Origin of the sequence: Plantibacter lichenum (genome assembly GCF_050587525.1) — a bacterium.
GTDB lineage: Bacteria > Actinomycetota > Actinomycetes > Actinomycetales > Microbacteriaceae > Plantibacter.
In genome coordinates, this window is the sequence record NZ_JBOBFT010000022.1 from 1 (window position 1) to 14,432 (window position 14,432).

The following is a 14,432-nucleotide window of genomic DNA, read 5'->3' on the forward strand; positions in this document are numbered from 1 at the left end:
GCTGGATCGAGTCCGAGCAGTTGGCGAACGGCGACGCTCGGGTCTCCGGCGACGCTTGGGTCTCCGGCAACGCTCAGGTCTACGGCAACGCTCGGGTCTCCGGCAACGCTCAGGTCTACGGCAACGCTCGGGTCTCCGGCAACGCTCGGGTCTACGGCAACGCTCGGGTCTCCGGCAACGCTTGGGTCTACGGCAACGCTCGGGTCTCCGGCAACGCTCGGGTCTACGGCAACGCTTGGGTCTCCGGCAACGCTCAGGTCTACGGCAACGCTCGGGTCTCCGGCGACGCTCGGGTCTACGGCAACGCTCGGGTCTCCGGCAACGCTCAGGTCGAACGTCGCAACCACTTCCTCATCGTCGGACCGATCGGATCCGAGAACGTCACCGCGACCCTGTACCGGACGAAGAACGGGAAGCACGAACTCGTCGTCGGCTGCTGGACGGGAACGCTCGGCACATTGAGCGCTGAGGTGAAGCGACGCCGGCAGGACTGGCGTGCTGACGAGGCAACGCAGGAGCGGTGGGTGCTGCAGTACAAGGCGCTCCGTGCGCTGGGGAAGGCGACAGTTTCGGGGTGGGAGTCGTGACTGGTCGTTTGGAGTCCGACCCCGCAGACCTCAGACGATGGATGGGAGACGAGAGACCCTACCAAGTGCTCACTGGCGAATCGAACACGCCGGAGTGGCTGCGGAAACGGAAGCTCGGCATCGGTGCGTCTGAAGCTGCTGCGATCCTCGGCCTGTCCGGGTACGGGACGCCTCTGTCGGTGTTCCTGGACAAGACGTCGGACGCGATCGATGAGTCGATGACGGAATCCCAGAAGTGGGGTCACCGGAACGAGGCTGCGATTGCCGCTGCGGTGCAGGACGAGTACCCGAACCTCGGCCGGGTGGTCGATTCTGAGGGCCTGCTGCAGTCGACCCGTCACCCGTTCCTCCTCGGGACGCTAGATCGCCGCATCCTCACTCCTGAAGGCTTCTACGTGCCGTTGGAGCTGAAGAATATGGACAAGTTCTACCAGTCCGAGTGGGCTGAACGGGTGCCGCTGATCTACCAGGTGCAGGTGCAGATGCAGATCCTCATCACCGGCGCCCCGTTCGGGTACATCGCCGCCCTGTTCGGCGGCAACCACATGCCCGAACCGTGGCGGATCGACGCCGACCCCGAGTTCCATGAACAGCTCATCGACATCCTCGGCCGGTACTGGCGCGACCACGTCCTCGCCAGGGTTGCCCCCGAACCGACTGTCGCTGACGATCTCGTGTCCCTGTGGAAGGGTGACCCGTCGCTCACGATCGAGGGCGGCGACAACCTTCGCGAGCGGTGGGCGCAGTACGAGGTCCTCCAGGACCAAGCGAAAGCCGTAGACAACGATCTCGCTGTCCTCAAGCTCGGCATCCAGGCCGCGATGGGTGAAGCGACCACGCTCACCCTCGGCGGGAAGCCAGCGTTCACCTGGAACCCCGTGAAGGCGGGCACCGTCACCGACAACGACAAGCTCCGCACGGAGTACCCGGACGTGTTCAACGCCGTCCAGAAGCCCAAGAAGGCCTCCCGACAGTTCCTCAGAAAGAAGCTCACCAATGTCTGACCTCACCAAAGCAACAGCGCAGAGACAGGCCCCCGACAAGCGCACCGTCCGGGATCTGTTGCAGATGCAACAGTCGGCGATCGAAACGCAGCTCGGCGGGGCCCTGAATTCGTCCTCGTTCGTCCGAGCAGCGATCTCCGAGATCTCCAAATCTCCATCGCTGCAACAGGCGACCGGCGAATCCGTCCTTGGATCCGTGATGCTCGCTGCTCAACTGAAGCTTGAGATCGGTCCCGCGCTCGGCCACTTCTACCTCACCCCTCGACAGGAATCGTTCAAGGACGGCGCCGAGTGGCGGAAGCGGTGGGTGTGCCTCCCCATCGTCGGCTACCAGGGACTCATTGAGCTCGCCTACCGATCCGGCCGCATCGCAAAGATCGAGACGTTCGTCATCCGGGATGGTGACCACTTCGACTACTGGGCCGACTCGAAAGGTGGTCTGCAGTACACATGGCGACCCGCCGACTTCGACAACGAGCGCCAGTGGACAGGCGTCGTCGCATCAGCGTCACTCACCGGCGGTGGCGACCCGATCTGGGCCTACCTCCCGAAAGCCAAGATCCTTGCTCGGCGTCCGAAGGGATGGGAGCGAGGGCCATGGAAAGAGCACGAAGAGGAAATGGCTCGCAAGACAATGGTCCGCGAGTTCGCCCCGTACCTCCCGAAGTCCACCGAATTCTCCGAAGCCGTCCGGGTGTCTCGACAGGTTGAGGAGCAGGGCGACCGGGTCGACTCAATCACCGGCGTCCAGGACCTCGTCGTCATCCCCACCGAAGTCCAGGAAGAACCGGAGACCGCCGAATGAGTCGGTCGAAGCAGAAGGGGACGTCGTTCGAACGTCTCATCGCTGACGGTTTCGCTGAGGCTCTCGATGACGACCGGATCGACCGCGCACCGCCCCGTGGCGCCGCGGATCGTGGGGACATCGCGAACGTGCGTACCCCTCACGGGAAGCTCGCCATCGAATGCAAGAACGTCGCCAAAATGAACCTCGCCGGCTGGGTCACTGAGGCTCAGACGGAGGCGGGTAACGCGGACGCTGTCGCTGGCGTCGTGATCCACAAACGCCCTCGCAAGGGCCAGTTCATCGACCAGTACGTGACCATGACCGTCCGCGAGTTCCTGCAGCTCGTGTGGGGCGTGGAGACGGAGGGGCGACCATGAGCGCACCGGCCGACTGGATGGATGACGCACTCTGCGCGCAAACCGACCCGGAACTGTTCATCGTCGACCAGGGCGGTTCATCGAAGCCGGCGAAGAAAGTGTGCCGGAACTGCGACGTCCGCGTGCAGTGCCTCGAGTACGCGCTTGCTCATGACGAGCAGTGGGGTATCTGGGGTGGCCTGTCGAGGCGGCAACGGAACCGGTTGGTGGCGAAGCGATGACGGCCACACCGAAACCGGTTCTCCGTGACATCACAACCCGTGACGGTCACCGGTCGGCGTGGACTGGGAACGACTCGGACACGTTGGTCCCGCAGCACCGTCAGGGCGGGATGGGTGGCCGGCGTAACAAGCATCAACTGTCGAACGTCGTCTGGTTGGAGTCCGACATCAACGGGCTCATCGAATCCGACCCGGCCATGGCTGCGGAAGCACGTCTCCGGGGAATCAAGATCAGCGTTCACGCGACGGACCCGTCAGAGGTTCCGATCCTGCACGCGGTCCACGGGTTGGTGACGCTCACGAACAACGTCAACGACGAACACGGTGGCGTCAAACGAATCATCCACACACGAAAGGAGCACTGACGAGGATGAGCAAGAAAGCTGAAGAGCACAACAGATCTGAGCACCCTGAACCCAAAACCAAGCCGGAGAAGCTGACGCCAAAGGGCAAGTCCGTCATCGTATGGGATAGCTTCACGGGCAATGGGAACGCTCCTGACGGCTCGATCTACGGCATCGAGTCCGAGCATATTCGCGGCGAGGGGGCTTGGTACTGGGCGACTTTCAATGGCCGTGAGCTGAATCACCCCACTGATCCGTGGGGCAAAACACAGGCTAAGGCAGTCGAGGCGGCAGAGCATCACTACTCGACGACGCACATAGATCCGAGCGAATCATGAGCGTCGTCGGGTTCAAGGCATCGAATCATCCGCAGCAGACGGCGAAGCGTGGGGCGCTCGATGAGGTCGACGATCGCGGTACGCACCCGATCTACTTCGATCCTTGGAATGAGCGTTTCGGCGGCTTCACTCTCGACGTCGCTGCAGCACCGCACAACGCGAAGTGCGAACGGTTCTTCACTCGTGAGGACAACGGTCTGCTGCAGTCATGGGCTGGTGAGCGGGTGTGGTGCAACCCGCCGTACAGCGGTCTCGACGCATGGTTGCGGAAGGCGTGGCAGGAGTACCCGGACACCCGGGGGATCGTCATGCTGCTGCCCGCGAACCGCGTGGAGCAGAAGTGGTGGCAGGACCACGTTGAACCGTACCGGGATCGCCCTGGCTCGCCTCTAACGGTCGAGTTCCTGCCAGGGCGCATGCGGTTCATCAAGCCGGGACAGACCGATGTGGGCCCGAACGAGCGTCCACCGTTCGGGTGCTGCCTGCTCATCTGGACGAACCCGAGGAGGCCGAAATGACGCCATTCGCGAGGTTTGATGCTGAAGGGTATGCGTGCATGACGCCTGCCGAGATCCGTGACAACCCGATCTTTCGGCTCATCGCGATCAGCTACAACGCTCGACTGGCGGAACACGCTCGCATGACACAGGAGAGGAGGAGACATGGCGAAGGATGAGCGGCTGTACGCCCGGTTCGACATCGGGATGGATGAGCATCCGAAGATCATGCTGCTGTCCGATGCGGCGTTCCGTGCGCTGTTCGATGCGACGTTGTATTCGCGAAGACAGATGACGGATGGGTTCTTGGCTGACGCGGTTGTGCGTCGGAAGTGGTCGTCTGAGGCGATCGGTGAGCTCACGTCGAACGATCCGGAGCGGCCTTCACTGTTCCCGTTCACGAAGGCTGGCGTGCCGGGTCTGATGATCCATGACTTCGAGAAACACCAGACAACGACTGCGGATATCGAGGTGAAACGGGAGGCTGGAAGGAAGGGCGGTCTGGCAAAAGCGAAGCAGGCGGCTAGCAAACGTGTAGCACCTGCTACGGATGTGCCATTAGCAGAATCCAAGCAAACGTCTAGTGCACCCCTAGCTATTACAGAGACAGAGACAGAGACAGAGACATCTACTTCTAACGAAGTAGATACACCCTCGTCGCGTCGACGTGGGATCGCACCTGCGGTGCTCGAGCGTGAGTTCGAAACCGCATGGTCGCACTGGCCGAAGAAGGTCGAACGGAAACCAGCGATCGAGAAGTTCAAGATCGCTGCCCGGAAGTTCTCTGATGTATCCGAGCTCGTCGCAGTTGTCATCAGATTCGGTGACGCGTACGCCGCAACGACAGAGAAAAGGATGGTTCCTGCTCTCGGTCGATGGCTGTCCCACGAACGCTGGACGGACGAGCTCCCGCAGCGACGACAGGTGCGCAGCAACCTCGACGACCACGCGTCGCTGTGGGCGTCCTATGCGAAACCGTCACCACAGATGGAGATTGAGCAATGAGTGAGGAAGAAGAACTGAGAGTCCGCGCCGACATCACGAAAGCACTCGCGTTCGCATCAGGGTTCGACCAACGGAAACCATCACGGGCTGCAGTCGAAGCATGGGCGTGCATCCCCGAGATCGCGTCGGCGTCGTATCAGCAGTTGGAGGCGGTGATCATCGCCCACCATCGGGGCCCGAATCGTCACGAGTACCTGTCGGTTGCGCACATCGTCGATGCGCTACAGGTCGTCGAGCGCAACAGCCGGTACGAGATCGAGGCCGACGTCCGCAGCGCGAAGGCTCGTGGGCTCATCGATTCGGATTGGCCTACCCGGCGCCCACTCCCGGACGACACCCAACACCAGTTGGCGACGATCCGGGAACGAGAGAACCGGCAAGCGAACGTGCACCTCGAACTGGACTTCCTCGAACCGAACCCGGTCGACGTCGGCCAGGTGGGGCGGAGGGTCGAGTGATCACCGCATGGGACGCGTTCGTCGCATCGATCGACAAGGCCGCGTTGGAGGTCGAACGGTTCGGGACACCGTCTTTGGATGAGCGGCCGGGGTCGCGCGCCGACCAGCGGATGCGGGCCGAGCATCGCGGTCGAGTTGCCGCATACCGACACAAAGCCCAGTACCCGCTTGCGACGCTGGCGGAACTCGCCGCGGTCGTCGCTGAGTCACATGCGTACGACCGCAGCACCACTTACAGGCAGTCGCCCGAGGGTCGGGCTGCACTGCGACAGAAACGAAACAACGAACACAGGAGAGCAGCATGAGCACCGAAAACACGTTTGTGAACGAAACGGATCGAGTCATCGTCTACGACGACCTCGGAGAAAGCGTCATCCACGACTCGCTCGAATGGGCGTACGAGGAGAGCGAGAAAGAGCGGAACGCATCCTTCCTCGCTGAGTTCGAAGTCGTGAAGGGCGGCAGGTACTGGCTCGCGAACCCGGACGACGACTTCTACCAGGGTGTCGATGTCATCGCGGTGATCAAGCGCAGGTCTGACAGTCGGCTCTTCGGCTTCCAGTACTGGACGTCGATCTCGAAGCATGCCGAACCGTACATCGAGTCCAACGGCGATGAGAACGGACTCGAATTCGATCCTCCGGCTGGCTTCGACTGGGACAACGACTACTTCCCTCACCCGTACGTGTTCTTGCCCGTCGAACCGTTCACCATCACCGGTTACAAGATCACGAAGGAGGCCTGATCATGGCCGGAGAAACCATCATCACCATCATCGGGAACTTGACCGCGGATCCGGAGCTTCGGTTCACGCAGAACGGCCTGGCTGTCGCGAACTTCACGATCGCGTCGACCCCACGCAACTTCGACCGGGCCGCGAACGAGTGGAAGGACGGGGAGGCCCTGTTCCTCCGTGCGTCGGTGTGGAAGGAAGCCGCCGAGCACGTCGCCGGTTCGCTCACCAAGGGAAGCCGCGTCATCGCGACCGGGCGTCTCAAGCAGCGTTCCTACGAGACGAAGGAAGGCGAGAAGCGTACTTCGATGGAGTTGGAGATCGACGAGATTGGCCCCTCCCTCCGCTACGCAATCGCCACGGTCACACGTGCACCCGGAAACGCCACGAACACGCCCCAGACTGGCGCACAAGGCCAGCCAGTACAGGAACCGTGGGCACAGACAGCACCCGCAAGCACCGATTCGTGGGCTGGGGGTGGGAACGATGCCGAAACTCCCTTCTGAGTTCGGCACCCAGTGGGGTGTCGTCTCACCCTGGGGCACCGAACCTTCCAAGTCGTTCCAGGAAGCAAACCGGATCGTGTCGAACATGCGCAGCGCCGGCCACGAAGCGCGCGTCGTGTGGCGGTCCGTCTCGCCATGGCAGGAGCAATCGTGACACTCATGTCCTTCGCGCTGCCCGAAGATGCGCCGCAGAAGCTCGTCTGGTTCGCACAGTGCGACGTCTGCCAGAAGACCACCGCAGGCCCCCTCGGGAACACGATGAACCAGAAAACCGGACTCGAAGCCGCCATCGCGAAGCTCGGATGGCGCTACCAGTCCACCGCGCCGCTCGACACGTGCCCGGCATGTCTCGCGAAGGAGGCCACCTCATGAACCATCGCACCCACGGTCCTGTGAACACGGGACCCGTCACCCCAGAAACCCAGGCACGCGAACCCGAAGAACACCGCTGCGGTGTCTGCTTTGGACCATACGGGCGCTCCGCGATCCCGTGCAGGAACGACCCCAAGAACAGGAGAACGACATGACCGCCCACGCCGTCGCTGAACACTTCCGTGCAGCACTCCGACTCCTGTCACCCGACGACATCACCCCAACCGGTCGAAGGGTCCTCGAATCCATCGCCGAGGAATACCCGGAGGAACGAGTATGACCTACCCCACACCCACAGAACTGATCGCCGAGGCGCGGCGCATCGCTTACCTCGTGCCCAATTCGGATGCCGGGCGCGCATTCACGGGGCTCGTCTCCGCTCTCGAAGCTCAGCTTGCCGAGACTGCCCGCCTGCAAGCCGTGATCGAAGCGGGCATCAGGCGCGGAGGCGAGCTCATCGACAACGCCGACGACATCAACTACGAGGAGGACAACTTCGACGCGGGGCAGTTCTGCGCGGCCGACGACATCCGAAACGTTCTCATCTCTGCTGGTTCCTCGTCTGCCCTGGAAGCCGTGAAAGCGCACACGACGACCGAATGGGGTGTGCATATCGGCGGACGCAACAGAGTTCGTCAGTTCATCACTGAGCGGCAGGCCAATGAACGTATCGCCTTCCCCTTGTCGATCGACCTGGGCAAGCCTCACATCCTCGTCAGTCGGAAGAAGACGGTCACCGAGTGGGTCCCCGCCGAATCGAAAGGAGAAAACATTGTCTGAGACATACACGCTCGACGAACGACTCGAGTATGCACGCGAGAAGCTAGCCGCAGCCCAAACAGCAGTGGACTCAGCGAACACTGCAGCGCAAGCAGCACACGAGCTCGGCGGCGGTATCCGCGGCTTCGGCACGTCCGGCAGCCAACGGGCCGCGCATACGGTGCGCTCCGCCCTGAACCGCACCTACCAGCAGAGCAAGGAAGCCGACGAACGACTCGAACACTGGACGGCGAAGGTCCGCAGCTACGAACGACGCATCGCTGAACGCGATCGCAAACGGCTCACCCGCGATGACGTCGTCGGTGCCACATTCGTTCGGCTCGACCACGGCTGGCGGAAAGTCGTCCGCGTGAACAAGACCACCGTGTCTCTCGACTCCGGATACTCGTGGGTCGACCGATACGAATTCGACAGGATCCTTGAGGTTCGACGCGCTGCGCCTCCCGTCGAGACGGAAGGAGAGAGCCGTGGGTGACCTCAGTAGCCAATCGGTCAGTGAGCTGATCCGTCGTGGCGAAGACTGCATCGACAACATCGACGAGCTGGGAGCGGACGCCCCGTTCTGGATTCTCAGGGCGAAACAAATCCTGTACGAGCTGGAGAGACGAGCAAAGTCTCTCGAAGTGCAGGTCGCCGCGGTCGAGTCCACCCCGGCGACAGCCCCAGAACCAACCGAGACGAACGGAGAACAGCGATGAGCGCACAGGGAATCGAGATCATCAGGTGCGACGTCTGTGGGCATTTGTTCACTTGGGTTGATGGCTCCAGGCTGGTTCACCAAGTAGACGGGAGTCACCAATTGCTTGAACCAGGCGAAGTGCCCGTCGAGACGAACAGGACAGCATCATGAGCACTCGCAAGCGCACACCGAAGGACTTCCCTCGAATGAAGGTCCGCGGTGCCCGACGTCGCAAGATCGCGAGTAGGCAGCGTGCGGCCGGCAACTTCGTGCGATCGTTCGCCGGTCTCGCTGGCGCGTTCAGGACTTTCGGAAACGCCGCGCAGATAGCTCAGGTCGCGCTCACCAGGCTCAACGCACGAGCGTCCACCCCATCTACCGAAGAGGAGGCCAACGATGCCTGAGCGCGTGCAGCTGAGCCGGCGGAAGGGCTATCGGAAGCCGGAGAACGCCGTCGTGGTCTCGCGGCCGTCGAAGTGGGGCAATCCGTTCGCCGAGCGTATCCCTCACGGTGAAACCCTGCAGCCCACAGAAACCCGCGCGTTGCTCGTGAAGCAGTTCCGCATGTGGCTCGTCGACGGGGCGAAGCCTGAGGAGGTCGTCCGTCAGACCCCGTTGCGCACCGAGTCGGGTCAGCTGTGGATCTCACACATGAGACCGACGAAGCGACCGAACCTGCGCGATGTTCGCGCCGAGCTTGCAGGCAAGGACCTCGCGTGCTGGTGCCCTCTCGATCAGCCCTGCCACGCCGACGTCCTCCTCAAGATCGCCAACCCGCCCACCCCTGTTCCGACTACCAACGAAGGAGAGACCGATGGCTGAACGCGGATGGGACGGCCGACGGTGCCAGCTATGCGGACGGTTTGCGAACCGCTTCTACGTATCTCATGAGGACGACGGCTCGACGACCTACGCCGACGAGCGCTGCCTGACTCCGTTTGAACGGACAATCTACGACCTGCCTACCCCGACCCCCGAGACCACCAGGAGGAGACCATGAGCGAACTACTCGTCTGCGTCACCAACCAGACACCCAACATGCGTGCCTGCACCGTCAAGGACGAACACGCCAGCAACTGCGACGGCTGGGGCTCCCGCCTCACCGACGCCGGCTGGGTCGCCACCGGACACGAATGCACCGGCTGCCTCCCACGCCAAGCACGCCACGGGCTCCTCTGCCACAGCTGCTACACCCGACTCGAGGAAGCCCTCAGCAAAATCGAACCCTGGTACGAAGCCATGCGAGGAGTCGACCGGGCCGTGCAACGTGACAACGCCGGCGTCAGGGCCAAGTCAGGACCACCGATCCCCATCAGCCCCGTACAGCTCGCCGTCGACGAAGTGTGGTCCTGGCACCGCCACTACAAGGGCAACTCCGAACTGTGGGTGTCCAACGAGGCCGGCGCCACCCAAGCAGTCCAGTTCACCAAAGTCGCACTCGCCGCCATCCGTTCACACGAACACGTCGAATCCCCCACCAAGGTCCGCCGGGTGAAGTGCCCGAAGTGCGGGCTCCCCCAACTGGTCAGGATCCCGCCGTCGCACTTCAAGGACGCGCTCACGTTCACCTGCCAACACGAAGGATGCGACGGGGTCCTCGACCAAACATCATTCGAACGCGCAGCAGAGCTCACCGAGAGGAGGCCAGCATGAGCAAGATGCGCGAGTGGGTGACCGTCGAGGAAGCAGCCCTCATCGCAGACCGCGACAAGTCACGGGTGTACGCGTGGATCGCCCAAGGGAAGCTCACCGCCGACGAACGGGCGGACGGCGTCACCATGGTCCGCTCAGGAGACGTCGCACGAGTCGCCTCCGTCACCAGGAGAGGCAGACCCCGAGGAACTGCGTCCCGCAACAAGAGATCCGACACGCCGCCCGCATGAAGTTGTAAGAAATTCGCGAAAGGCGCGACCATAGGAACAGTTAGCTGGAACACCCAGCAGAAAAAGCCCCGGGAGCCAAGAGCTCACCGGGGCTTTTTGCTGTCCGGGCTACGCCAGATCGTGCTCGATCCGCATGGGGGAACCGTTCGCGATCGGAGCCTCCAGGTTCTCATCGAAGTACTGGAAGTAGATCGGCGTCCCTGTCGAGATGAACAACCTCACTTCCGTTGAGGAGTTCGTCAGCTTGATCCAACCGATGTTCCCCTCAGACAAGATCGACCCGATTTGCTGAGTGACCGTCTCCTGCGTCGAATCCCGCACCTTCAAAACTTCATTGCCACCGTAGAACAGTTTCCAAGCCATTTGCGCTCCCCTCCCAAGGCAGGCGACATGCCTGCTCCCCAACAGTATCCAGACGTACCGACACGGCGACCACACGCCACCCACGAGGCGAATGCCTCACCCATCGCAAGGGCAAGAGGCCCGAAGCCGAGGTGATGAACATGACCCGTGGTCGACCAGTCGAACCTGAAACACGCACAGAAGCCCTCCGGCTGTTCGAAGCAGGCAAGTCCCGCAACGCGATCGCGCGTGAACTCGGCATCGGTGCCGCGACTGTCACGAAGATCATCGGCGACGCAGGTCAAGCGTTCGATCGTGAGCAGACTGCTGCCGCGGTGAAGGCTCACACGGTTGACCTCGCCGCCCTCCGGCTGCGTCTCGCCGAGAAGATGGGCACCGCGGCCGAGAGAATGCTCGACAAGCTTGACGACCCGTACCTCGTGTACAACTTCGGCGGCAAGGACAACGACTACAACGAGCACACCCTCAATTCGGCTCCCGTCGAGGTTCGCCGGTCAGTGATCGTCACTGGCGGTATCGCGTTCGACAAGATCACCCGCGTGGTAGAGCGCGACCCTGACACGTCCGGTGCAACATCAGTGCTGTCCGCGCTCGAGACTGGACTGCGGGCGGTGGTCGCGGAGCTTGACGCTGGGGTGACCACTGATGACAGCGCTTGACCAACTGACCCGAACACTCTCCGTCCCTCAGATCCGTTCCCTCGTCACCTCTACCGAGAAGCAGATCGCACTGTGGTCCGGTGCTGTGTCTGCCGGCAAGACGTTCATCAGCCTGTGGGCGTTCCTCATTGCGATCATGCACGCTCCCCGCTCGGGGAACATCATCATCGTCGGGCGCACATTGGACACGATCTACTCGAACGTGTTCGTACTCCTGCTGAACCCGGACATCTTCGGCGAGCTGTCGAAGCAGGTTCGGTACACGCGCGGCGCGAAGACGGCGACGATCCTCGGCCGCGAAGTGCTTCTGTACGGCGCGAACGACGCCTCATCGGAGTCGAAGATCCGCGGATCCACTGTCGCGCTCGCGTACGTCGATGAGGTCACGATCCTCCCCGAGGGTTTCTGGGACATGCTCATGACCCGTCTCCGGGTTGCTGGCGCCCGTGTACTCGCGACGACGAACCCCGGATCGCAAAACCACTGGCTGCGCAAGAAGTGGATCCTGCAGGCCGACGCGAAAGACCTCATCCACTTCCACTTCACGATGGACGACAACCCGTCACTCGAACCTGCCTATGTGGCGAACACGAAGGCGCGATTCGCTGGGGTGTTCTACGACCGGTTCGTCCTCGGATTGTGGACGAACGCGGCCGGCGCCATCTACCCCATGTGGGACCAGAAGCGTCACGTGGTCCCCTTCGACCGCCTGCCGGACATCTTCCGCGTGTTCGCCGTCGGCGTGGACTACGGAACCACGAACACCACAGCGGCTCTCATGCTCGGCCTCACAGCCGAACCGCAGCCGCGCCTCGTGTTCATGGATGAGTGGTCGTACTCCTCCCGTGAACACCACGGTCACACGCTCTCCGACGACAAGCTCGCTCACGGCCTCATCGGCTGGCTCGCCGAGGATCACCACCCCCGGTACACGCCGGCCCCCGAGTTCCTGTTCTTCGACCCGTCCGCGGCGTCGTTCCGCACACGAATGCGCGAGCTCGGCCACACCACGTGGCCCGCCGATCACGACGTCATGCCCGGCATCGGCGATGTCGCGAACCTACTCGACACGGGGAAGCTCATCATCTCCGACCGTTGCAAGGGCCTCATGTCAGAGATCACCGAGTACCGGTGGTCCGAGAAGGCCACCGACAAGGGTCTCGATGAAGTCGTGAAAGAAGACGACCACTTCATGGACGCCATGCGGTACGCGGTCCGATCGAGCAAGAACCTGTGGCACCCGTACCTCGCCTACCAACCGATCCAATCTGCAGCCTAGGAGGCACGCATGGCGCTTCCTGAGCCGAATTCAGCATGGCCCCCGCCCGCGTGGGCTGACGCATACGCCACGTACGCGGAGAACGAAGCCTGGTACCTCGGCGACGTCGACAAGCTCACAAAGGTGTACAACCGTCAGCAGTCCGTGCGCCCCTCGTACCGGGTGAATGGGCAGGTTCGCGAGGGTGGCCTCGTTGGCGCTGTGTCGTCGTTCTTCTGGGGTCGCCCCGTTCCCACGAATCAGGCACGAACGCGTCTCCACGTGCCTGCTGCGGCTGACCTCGCCACATTGTCGTCTGACCTGATGTTCTCCGAACCGCCCGAGGTGTCGATCCCGGGCGAGAACACGGACAAGAAGGCCCAGTCACGTCTCGACATCATCGCGAACTCGGACGAAGCACACGCCACGTTCAACGAGATGGGCGAACTGAAAGCGGCACTCGGTGCAACAGTCATCGGGCCTGAGTGGAACCTCGAACACTCCGACCACGTCCGGCTCACTCACCATGGAGTCGACGTCGTCGTTCCTGAATTCGCAGGCCGCTACCTCGTCGCCGCGACCCTGTGGACCGAGTACGTGGACGGCAGCAAGTACTACCGCCACCTCGAACGCCACGAGAAGGGCCGCATCGAACACGCCCTGTACGTCGGGTCGGCTGAGAAGATCGGCAACCGTGTTCCGTTGCAGGAGCGCCCTGAGACGGCGTACCTGGCAGGACTGGTGAAAGCTGACTCCTCGATCCTCACGGGCATCGACCGGCTCACGTTGTCGTACAACCTGAACATGCCGACGATGGCATGGAGGAAGCGCGGTGTACTGGCGAACGCCGGACGGTCCGACTTCGCCCAGCTCCACTCGCTGTTTGACGCGCTCGATGAAACGTGGTCGTCGTGGATGCGTGACCTCAAACAGGGCGCCGGCAAGGTCCTCGTCCCCGATTCCGTGTTGCAGACCGGCGTGATGGGCTCTGGGGCGGCGTACGACGTCGGCCAGGAGTTCTTCACCGGTGTCAACGCACCCGGAACCCCTGACGGTCTCACGTTCGACAAGGTCCAGTTCAACATCCGTGTCGAGGAACACGAACGCACCGCGTACGCCATCTACCGCGAGATCCTCCGCAAGGCCGGCTACTCGCCGTCCGCGTGGGGCGACTACGGCACTGGCGGGCAGATCACCGCAACGGAGATCGATGACCGGTCGAAGGGTTCCGAGCGAACCCGCGACAAGAAAGCCCTCTACGACAAGGCGGCGATCTCCCAGCAGGCGTCAGTCGCTCTCGAACTCGACGGGAAGCTGTTCCCCGGGAAAGGCGGCGGTCGTTTCGATGACCTGACCGTCACGTTCCCCGAGGTGTCCCAGGAGGACCCGGAGAAGCGAGCTCGGACGCTGCAGCTGTTCGATGCTGCACGGTCGATCTCCACGGAAGCTCGAGTGCGGGCCCGCATGCAGGGCGAGAACATCGCCGAGTCGGAGATCCTCGCTGAAATCCAGCGGGTCAAGGACGAACAAGGTCCGCCTGCGCCCGACCCCACCACGTTCACTGGCGAGTAGGAGTGCACC

At 62.6% G+C, this 14,432-nt stretch carries 26 protein-coding genes; 25 read left to right on the plus strand and 1 reads right to left on the minus strand.

Annotated elements, in window-relative coordinates; genetic code table 11:
* The 22 genes from ACQ3HB_RS20255 to ACQ3HB_RS20360 form a co-directional block, all read left to right on the plus strand.
* The coding region (locus tag ACQ3HB_RS20255; protein ID WP_430922648.1) for a polymer-forming cytoskeletal protein at positions 1 to 587 on the plus strand (587 nt) is incomplete at its 5' end.
* 41 nt (positions 588 to 628) lie between these two features.
* The gene (locus ACQ3HB_RS20260) at positions 629 to 1,591 is read left to right on the plus strand and encodes a YqaJ viral recombinase family nuclease (protein WP_430922649.1); all 963 of its coding nucleotides are present in this window, start codon (positions 629 to 631) and stop codon (positions 1,589 to 1,591) included.
* Positions 1,584 to 2,396 (plus strand): recombinase RecT, encoded by an 813-nt coding sequence (locus ACQ3HB_RS20265; protein ID WP_430922650.1) that lies wholly within the window; start codon positions 1,584 to 1,586, stop codon positions 2,394 to 2,396. Before ACQ3HB_RS20260 ends, ACQ3HB_RS20265 begins: the two co-directional genes overlap by 8 nt.
* Positions 2,393 to 2,755 (plus strand): putative PDDEXK endonuclease, encoded by a 363-nt coding sequence (locus tag ACQ3HB_RS20270; RefSeq protein WP_430922651.1) that lies wholly within the window; start codon positions 2,393 to 2,395, stop codon positions 2,753 to 2,755. Before ACQ3HB_RS20265 ends, ACQ3HB_RS20270 begins: the two co-directional genes overlap by 4 nt.
* Entirely contained in the window at positions 2,752 to 2,976 is a 225-nt protein-coding gene (locus ACQ3HB_RS20275) for a WhiB family transcriptional regulator (RefSeq protein ID WP_430922652.1), read from the plus strand. The genes ACQ3HB_RS20270 and ACQ3HB_RS20275 overlap by 4 nt, the downstream gene beginning before the upstream one ends.
* 110 nt (positions 2,977 to 3,086) lie before the next feature.
* Positions 3,087 to 3,341 carry a hypothetical protein gene (locus tag ACQ3HB_RS20280; protein ID WP_430922653.1) on the plus strand — a complete coding sequence of 85 codons (255 nt, stop codon included), beginning with the start codon at positions 3,087 to 3,089 and terminating at the stop codon, positions 3,339 to 3,341.
* Between the two features lie 5 nt (positions 3,342 to 3,346).
* The gene (locus ACQ3HB_RS20285) at positions 3,347 to 3,658 is read left to right on the plus strand and encodes a hypothetical protein (RefSeq protein WP_430922654.1); all 312 of its coding nucleotides are present in this window, start codon (positions 3,347 to 3,349) and stop codon (positions 3,656 to 3,658) included.
* Entirely contained in the window at positions 3,655 to 4,176 is a 522-nt protein-coding gene (locus tag ACQ3HB_RS20290; protein ID WP_430922655.1) for a DNA N-6-adenine-methyltransferase, read from the plus strand. The genes ACQ3HB_RS20285 and ACQ3HB_RS20290 overlap by 4 nt, the downstream gene beginning before the upstream one ends.
* A gap of 144 nt (positions 4,177 to 4,320) precedes the next feature.
* Positions 4,321 to 5,160 (plus strand): hypothetical protein, encoded by an 840-nt coding sequence (locus ACQ3HB_RS20295; RefSeq protein ID WP_430922656.1) that lies wholly within the window; start codon positions 4,321 to 4,323, stop codon positions 5,158 to 5,160.
* A complete protein-coding gene (locus ACQ3HB_RS20300) occupies positions 5,157 to 5,618 on the plus strand; it encodes a hypothetical protein (protein WP_430922657.1) in 462 nt (153 codons plus the stop codon). Before ACQ3HB_RS20295 ends, ACQ3HB_RS20300 begins: the two co-directional genes overlap by 4 nt.
* Complete coding sequence (locus ACQ3HB_RS20305; RefSeq protein ID WP_430922658.1) at positions 5,615 to 5,923, plus strand: hypothetical protein; 309 nt, start codon at positions 5,615 to 5,617, stop codon at positions 5,921 to 5,923. The genes ACQ3HB_RS20300 and ACQ3HB_RS20305 overlap by 4 nt, the downstream gene beginning before the upstream one ends.
* On the plus strand, positions 5,920 to 6,363 hold the full coding sequence (locus tag ACQ3HB_RS20310) for a hypothetical protein (RefSeq protein ID WP_430922659.1): 444 nt from the start codon (positions 5,920 to 5,922) through the stop codon (positions 6,361 to 6,363). Before ACQ3HB_RS20305 ends, ACQ3HB_RS20310 begins: the two co-directional genes overlap by 4 nt.
* A gap of 2 nt (positions 6,364 to 6,365) precedes the next feature.
* Complete coding sequence (locus tag ACQ3HB_RS20315) at positions 6,366 to 6,857, plus strand: single-stranded DNA-binding protein (RefSeq protein WP_430922660.1); 492 nt, start codon at positions 6,366 to 6,368, stop codon at positions 6,855 to 6,857.
* Positions 6,858 to 7,007: 150 nt separating this feature from the next.
* On the plus strand, positions 7,008 to 7,229 hold the full coding sequence (locus ACQ3HB_RS20320) for a hypothetical protein (protein WP_430922661.1): 222 nt from the start codon (positions 7,008 to 7,010) through the stop codon (positions 7,227 to 7,229).
* A gap of 151 nt (positions 7,230 to 7,380) precedes the next feature.
* Positions 7,381 to 7,509, plus strand: coding sequence for a hypothetical protein (locus ACQ3HB_RS20325; RefSeq protein ID WP_430922662.1), 129 nt, complete (start codon positions 7,381 to 7,383; stop codon positions 7,507 to 7,509).
* Positions 7,506 to 8,009, plus strand: a complete 504-nt coding sequence (locus ACQ3HB_RS20330) for a hypothetical protein (protein ID WP_430922663.1) — start codon at positions 7,506 to 7,508, stop codon at positions 8,007 to 8,009. Before ACQ3HB_RS20325 ends, ACQ3HB_RS20330 begins: the two co-directional genes overlap by 4 nt.
* Positions 8,002 to 8,484, plus strand: a complete 483-nt coding sequence (locus ACQ3HB_RS20335; protein ID WP_430922664.1) for a hypothetical protein — start codon at positions 8,002 to 8,004, stop codon at positions 8,482 to 8,484. Before ACQ3HB_RS20330 ends, ACQ3HB_RS20335 begins: the two co-directional genes overlap by 8 nt.
* The gene (locus ACQ3HB_RS20340; RefSeq protein WP_430922665.1) at positions 8,477 to 8,707 is read left to right on the plus strand and encodes a hypothetical protein; all 231 of its coding nucleotides are present in this window, start codon (positions 8,477 to 8,479) and stop codon (positions 8,705 to 8,707) included. The genes ACQ3HB_RS20335 and ACQ3HB_RS20340 overlap by 8 nt, the downstream gene beginning before the upstream one ends.
* Before the next feature lie 148 nt (positions 8,708 to 8,855).
* Entirely contained in the window at positions 8,856 to 9,092 is a 237-nt protein-coding gene (locus tag ACQ3HB_RS20345) for a hypothetical protein (RefSeq protein ID WP_430922666.1), read from the plus strand.
* Complete coding sequence (locus ACQ3HB_RS20350; RefSeq protein WP_430922667.1) at positions 9,085 to 9,510, plus strand: DUF4326 domain-containing protein; 426 nt, start codon at positions 9,085 to 9,087, stop codon at positions 9,508 to 9,510. The genes ACQ3HB_RS20345 and ACQ3HB_RS20350 overlap by 8 nt, the downstream gene beginning before the upstream one ends.
* Positions 9,511 to 9,684: 174 nt before the next feature.
* Positions 9,685 to 10,341 (plus strand): hypothetical protein, encoded by a 657-nt coding sequence (locus ACQ3HB_RS20355; protein ID WP_430922668.1) that lies wholly within the window; start codon positions 9,685 to 9,687, stop codon positions 10,339 to 10,341.
* Positions 10,338 to 10,571, plus strand: coding sequence for a hypothetical protein (locus ACQ3HB_RS20360; protein WP_430922669.1), 234 nt, complete (start codon positions 10,338 to 10,340; stop codon positions 10,569 to 10,571). Before ACQ3HB_RS20355 ends, ACQ3HB_RS20360 begins: the two co-directional genes overlap by 4 nt.
* Before the next feature lie 108 nt (positions 10,572 to 10,679).
* Here ACQ3HB_RS20360 and ACQ3HB_RS20365 read toward each other — a convergent pair whose 3' ends face one another.
* Entirely contained in the window at positions 10,680 to 10,934 is a 255-nt protein-coding gene (locus ACQ3HB_RS20365; RefSeq protein WP_430922670.1) for a hypothetical protein, read from the minus strand.
* 140 nt (positions 10,935 to 11,074) lie between these two features.
* Here ACQ3HB_RS20365 and ACQ3HB_RS20370 point away from each other — a divergent pair, with 140 nt between their 5' ends.
* The 3 genes from ACQ3HB_RS20370 to ACQ3HB_RS20380 are packed head-to-tail and all read left to right on the plus strand — an operon-like array spanning position 11,075 to position 14,423.
* Positions 11,075 to 11,593 carry a hypothetical protein gene (locus ACQ3HB_RS20370; RefSeq protein ID WP_430922671.1) on the plus strand — a complete coding sequence of 173 codons (519 nt, stop codon included), beginning with the start codon at positions 11,075 to 11,077 and terminating at the stop codon, positions 11,591 to 11,593.
* Positions 11,580 to 12,872, plus strand: coding sequence for a PBSX family phage terminase large subunit (locus ACQ3HB_RS20375; protein WP_430922672.1), 1,293 nt, complete (start codon positions 11,580 to 11,582; stop codon positions 12,870 to 12,872). Before ACQ3HB_RS20370 ends, ACQ3HB_RS20375 begins: the two co-directional genes overlap by 14 nt.
* Before the next feature lie 9 nt (positions 12,873 to 12,881).
* Complete coding sequence (locus ACQ3HB_RS20380) at positions 12,882 to 14,423, plus strand: phage portal protein (protein WP_430922673.1); 1,542 nt, start codon at positions 12,882 to 12,884, stop codon at positions 14,421 to 14,423.
* Positions 14,424 to 14,432: the final 9 nt, after the last annotated feature.

Bases quoted from the DNA above. Each gene is read 5' to 3' on its own strand.
- ACQ3HB_RS20365 (WP_430922670.1), bottom strand. From the start codon at position 10,934: ATGGCTTGGAAACTGTTCTACGGTGGCAATGAAGTTTTGAAGGTGCGG.
- ACQ3HB_RS20330 (WP_430922663.1), top strand. From the start codon at position 7,506: ATGACCTACCCCACACCCACAGAACTGATCGCCGAGGCGCGGCGCATC.
- ACQ3HB_RS20265 (WP_430922650.1), top strand. From the start codon at position 1,584: ATGTCTGACCTCACCAAAGCAACAGCGCAGAGACAGGCCCCCGACAAG.
- ACQ3HB_RS20275 (WP_430922652.1), top strand. From the start codon at position 2,752: ATGAGCGCACCGGCCGACTGGATGGATGACGCACTCTGCGCGCAAACC.
- ACQ3HB_RS20360 (WP_430922669.1), top strand. From the start codon at position 10,338: ATGAGCAAGATGCGCGAGTGGGTGACCGTCGAGGAAGCAGCCCTCATC.
- ACQ3HB_RS20295 (WP_430922656.1), top strand. From the start codon at position 4,321: ATGGCGAAGGATGAGCGGCTGTACGCCCGGTTCGACATCGGGATGGAT.
- ACQ3HB_RS20345 (WP_430922666.1), top strand. From the start codon at position 8,856: ATGAGCACTCGCAAGCGCACACCGAAGGACTTCCCTCGAATGAAGGTC.
- ACQ3HB_RS20270 (WP_430922651.1), top strand. From the start codon at position 2,393: ATGAGTCGGTCGAAGCAGAAGGGGACGTCGTTCGAACGTCTCATCGCT.
- ACQ3HB_RS20375 (WP_430922672.1), top strand. From the start codon at position 11,580: ATGACAGCGCTTGACCAACTGACCCGAACACTCTCCGTCCCTCAGATC.
- ACQ3HB_RS20280 (WP_430922653.1), top strand. From the start codon at position 3,087: ATGGGTGGCCGGCGTAACAAGCATCAACTGTCGAACGTCGTCTGGTTG.
- ACQ3HB_RS20310 (WP_430922659.1), top strand. From the start codon at position 5,920: ATGAGCACCGAAAACACGTTTGTGAACGAAACGGATCGAGTCATCGTC.
- ACQ3HB_RS20300 (WP_430922657.1), top strand. From the start codon at position 5,157: ATGAGTGAGGAAGAAGAACTGAGAGTCCGCGCCGACATCACGAAAGCA.
- ACQ3HB_RS20290 (WP_430922655.1), top strand. From the start codon at position 3,655: ATGAGCGTCGTCGGGTTCAAGGCATCGAATCATCCGCAGCAGACGGCG.
- ACQ3HB_RS20350 (WP_430922667.1), top strand. From the start codon at position 9,085: ATGCCTGAGCGCGTGCAGCTGAGCCGGCGGAAGGGCTATCGGAAGCCG.
- ACQ3HB_RS20285 (WP_430922654.1), top strand. From the start codon at position 3,347: ATGAGCAAGAAAGCTGAAGAGCACAACAGATCTGAGCACCCTGAACCC.
- ACQ3HB_RS20370 (WP_430922671.1), top strand. From the start codon at position 11,075: ATGACCCGTGGTCGACCAGTCGAACCTGAAACACGCACAGAAGCCCTC.
- ACQ3HB_RS20315 (WP_430922660.1), top strand. From the start codon at position 6,366: ATGGCCGGAGAAACCATCATCACCATCATCGGGAACTTGACCGCGGAT.
- ACQ3HB_RS20355 (WP_430922668.1), top strand. From the start codon at position 9,685: ATGAGCGAACTACTCGTCTGCGTCACCAACCAGACACCCAACATGCGT.
- ACQ3HB_RS20325 (WP_430922662.1), top strand. From the start codon at position 7,381: ATGACCGCCCACGCCGTCGCTGAACACTTCCGTGCAGCACTCCGACTC.
- ACQ3HB_RS20380 (WP_430922673.1), top strand. From the start codon at position 12,882: ATGGCGCTTCCTGAGCCGAATTCAGCATGGCCCCCGCCCGCGTGGGCT.
- ACQ3HB_RS20260 (WP_430922649.1), top strand. From the start codon at position 629: ATGGGAGACGAGAGACCCTACCAAGTGCTCACTGGCGAATCGAACACG.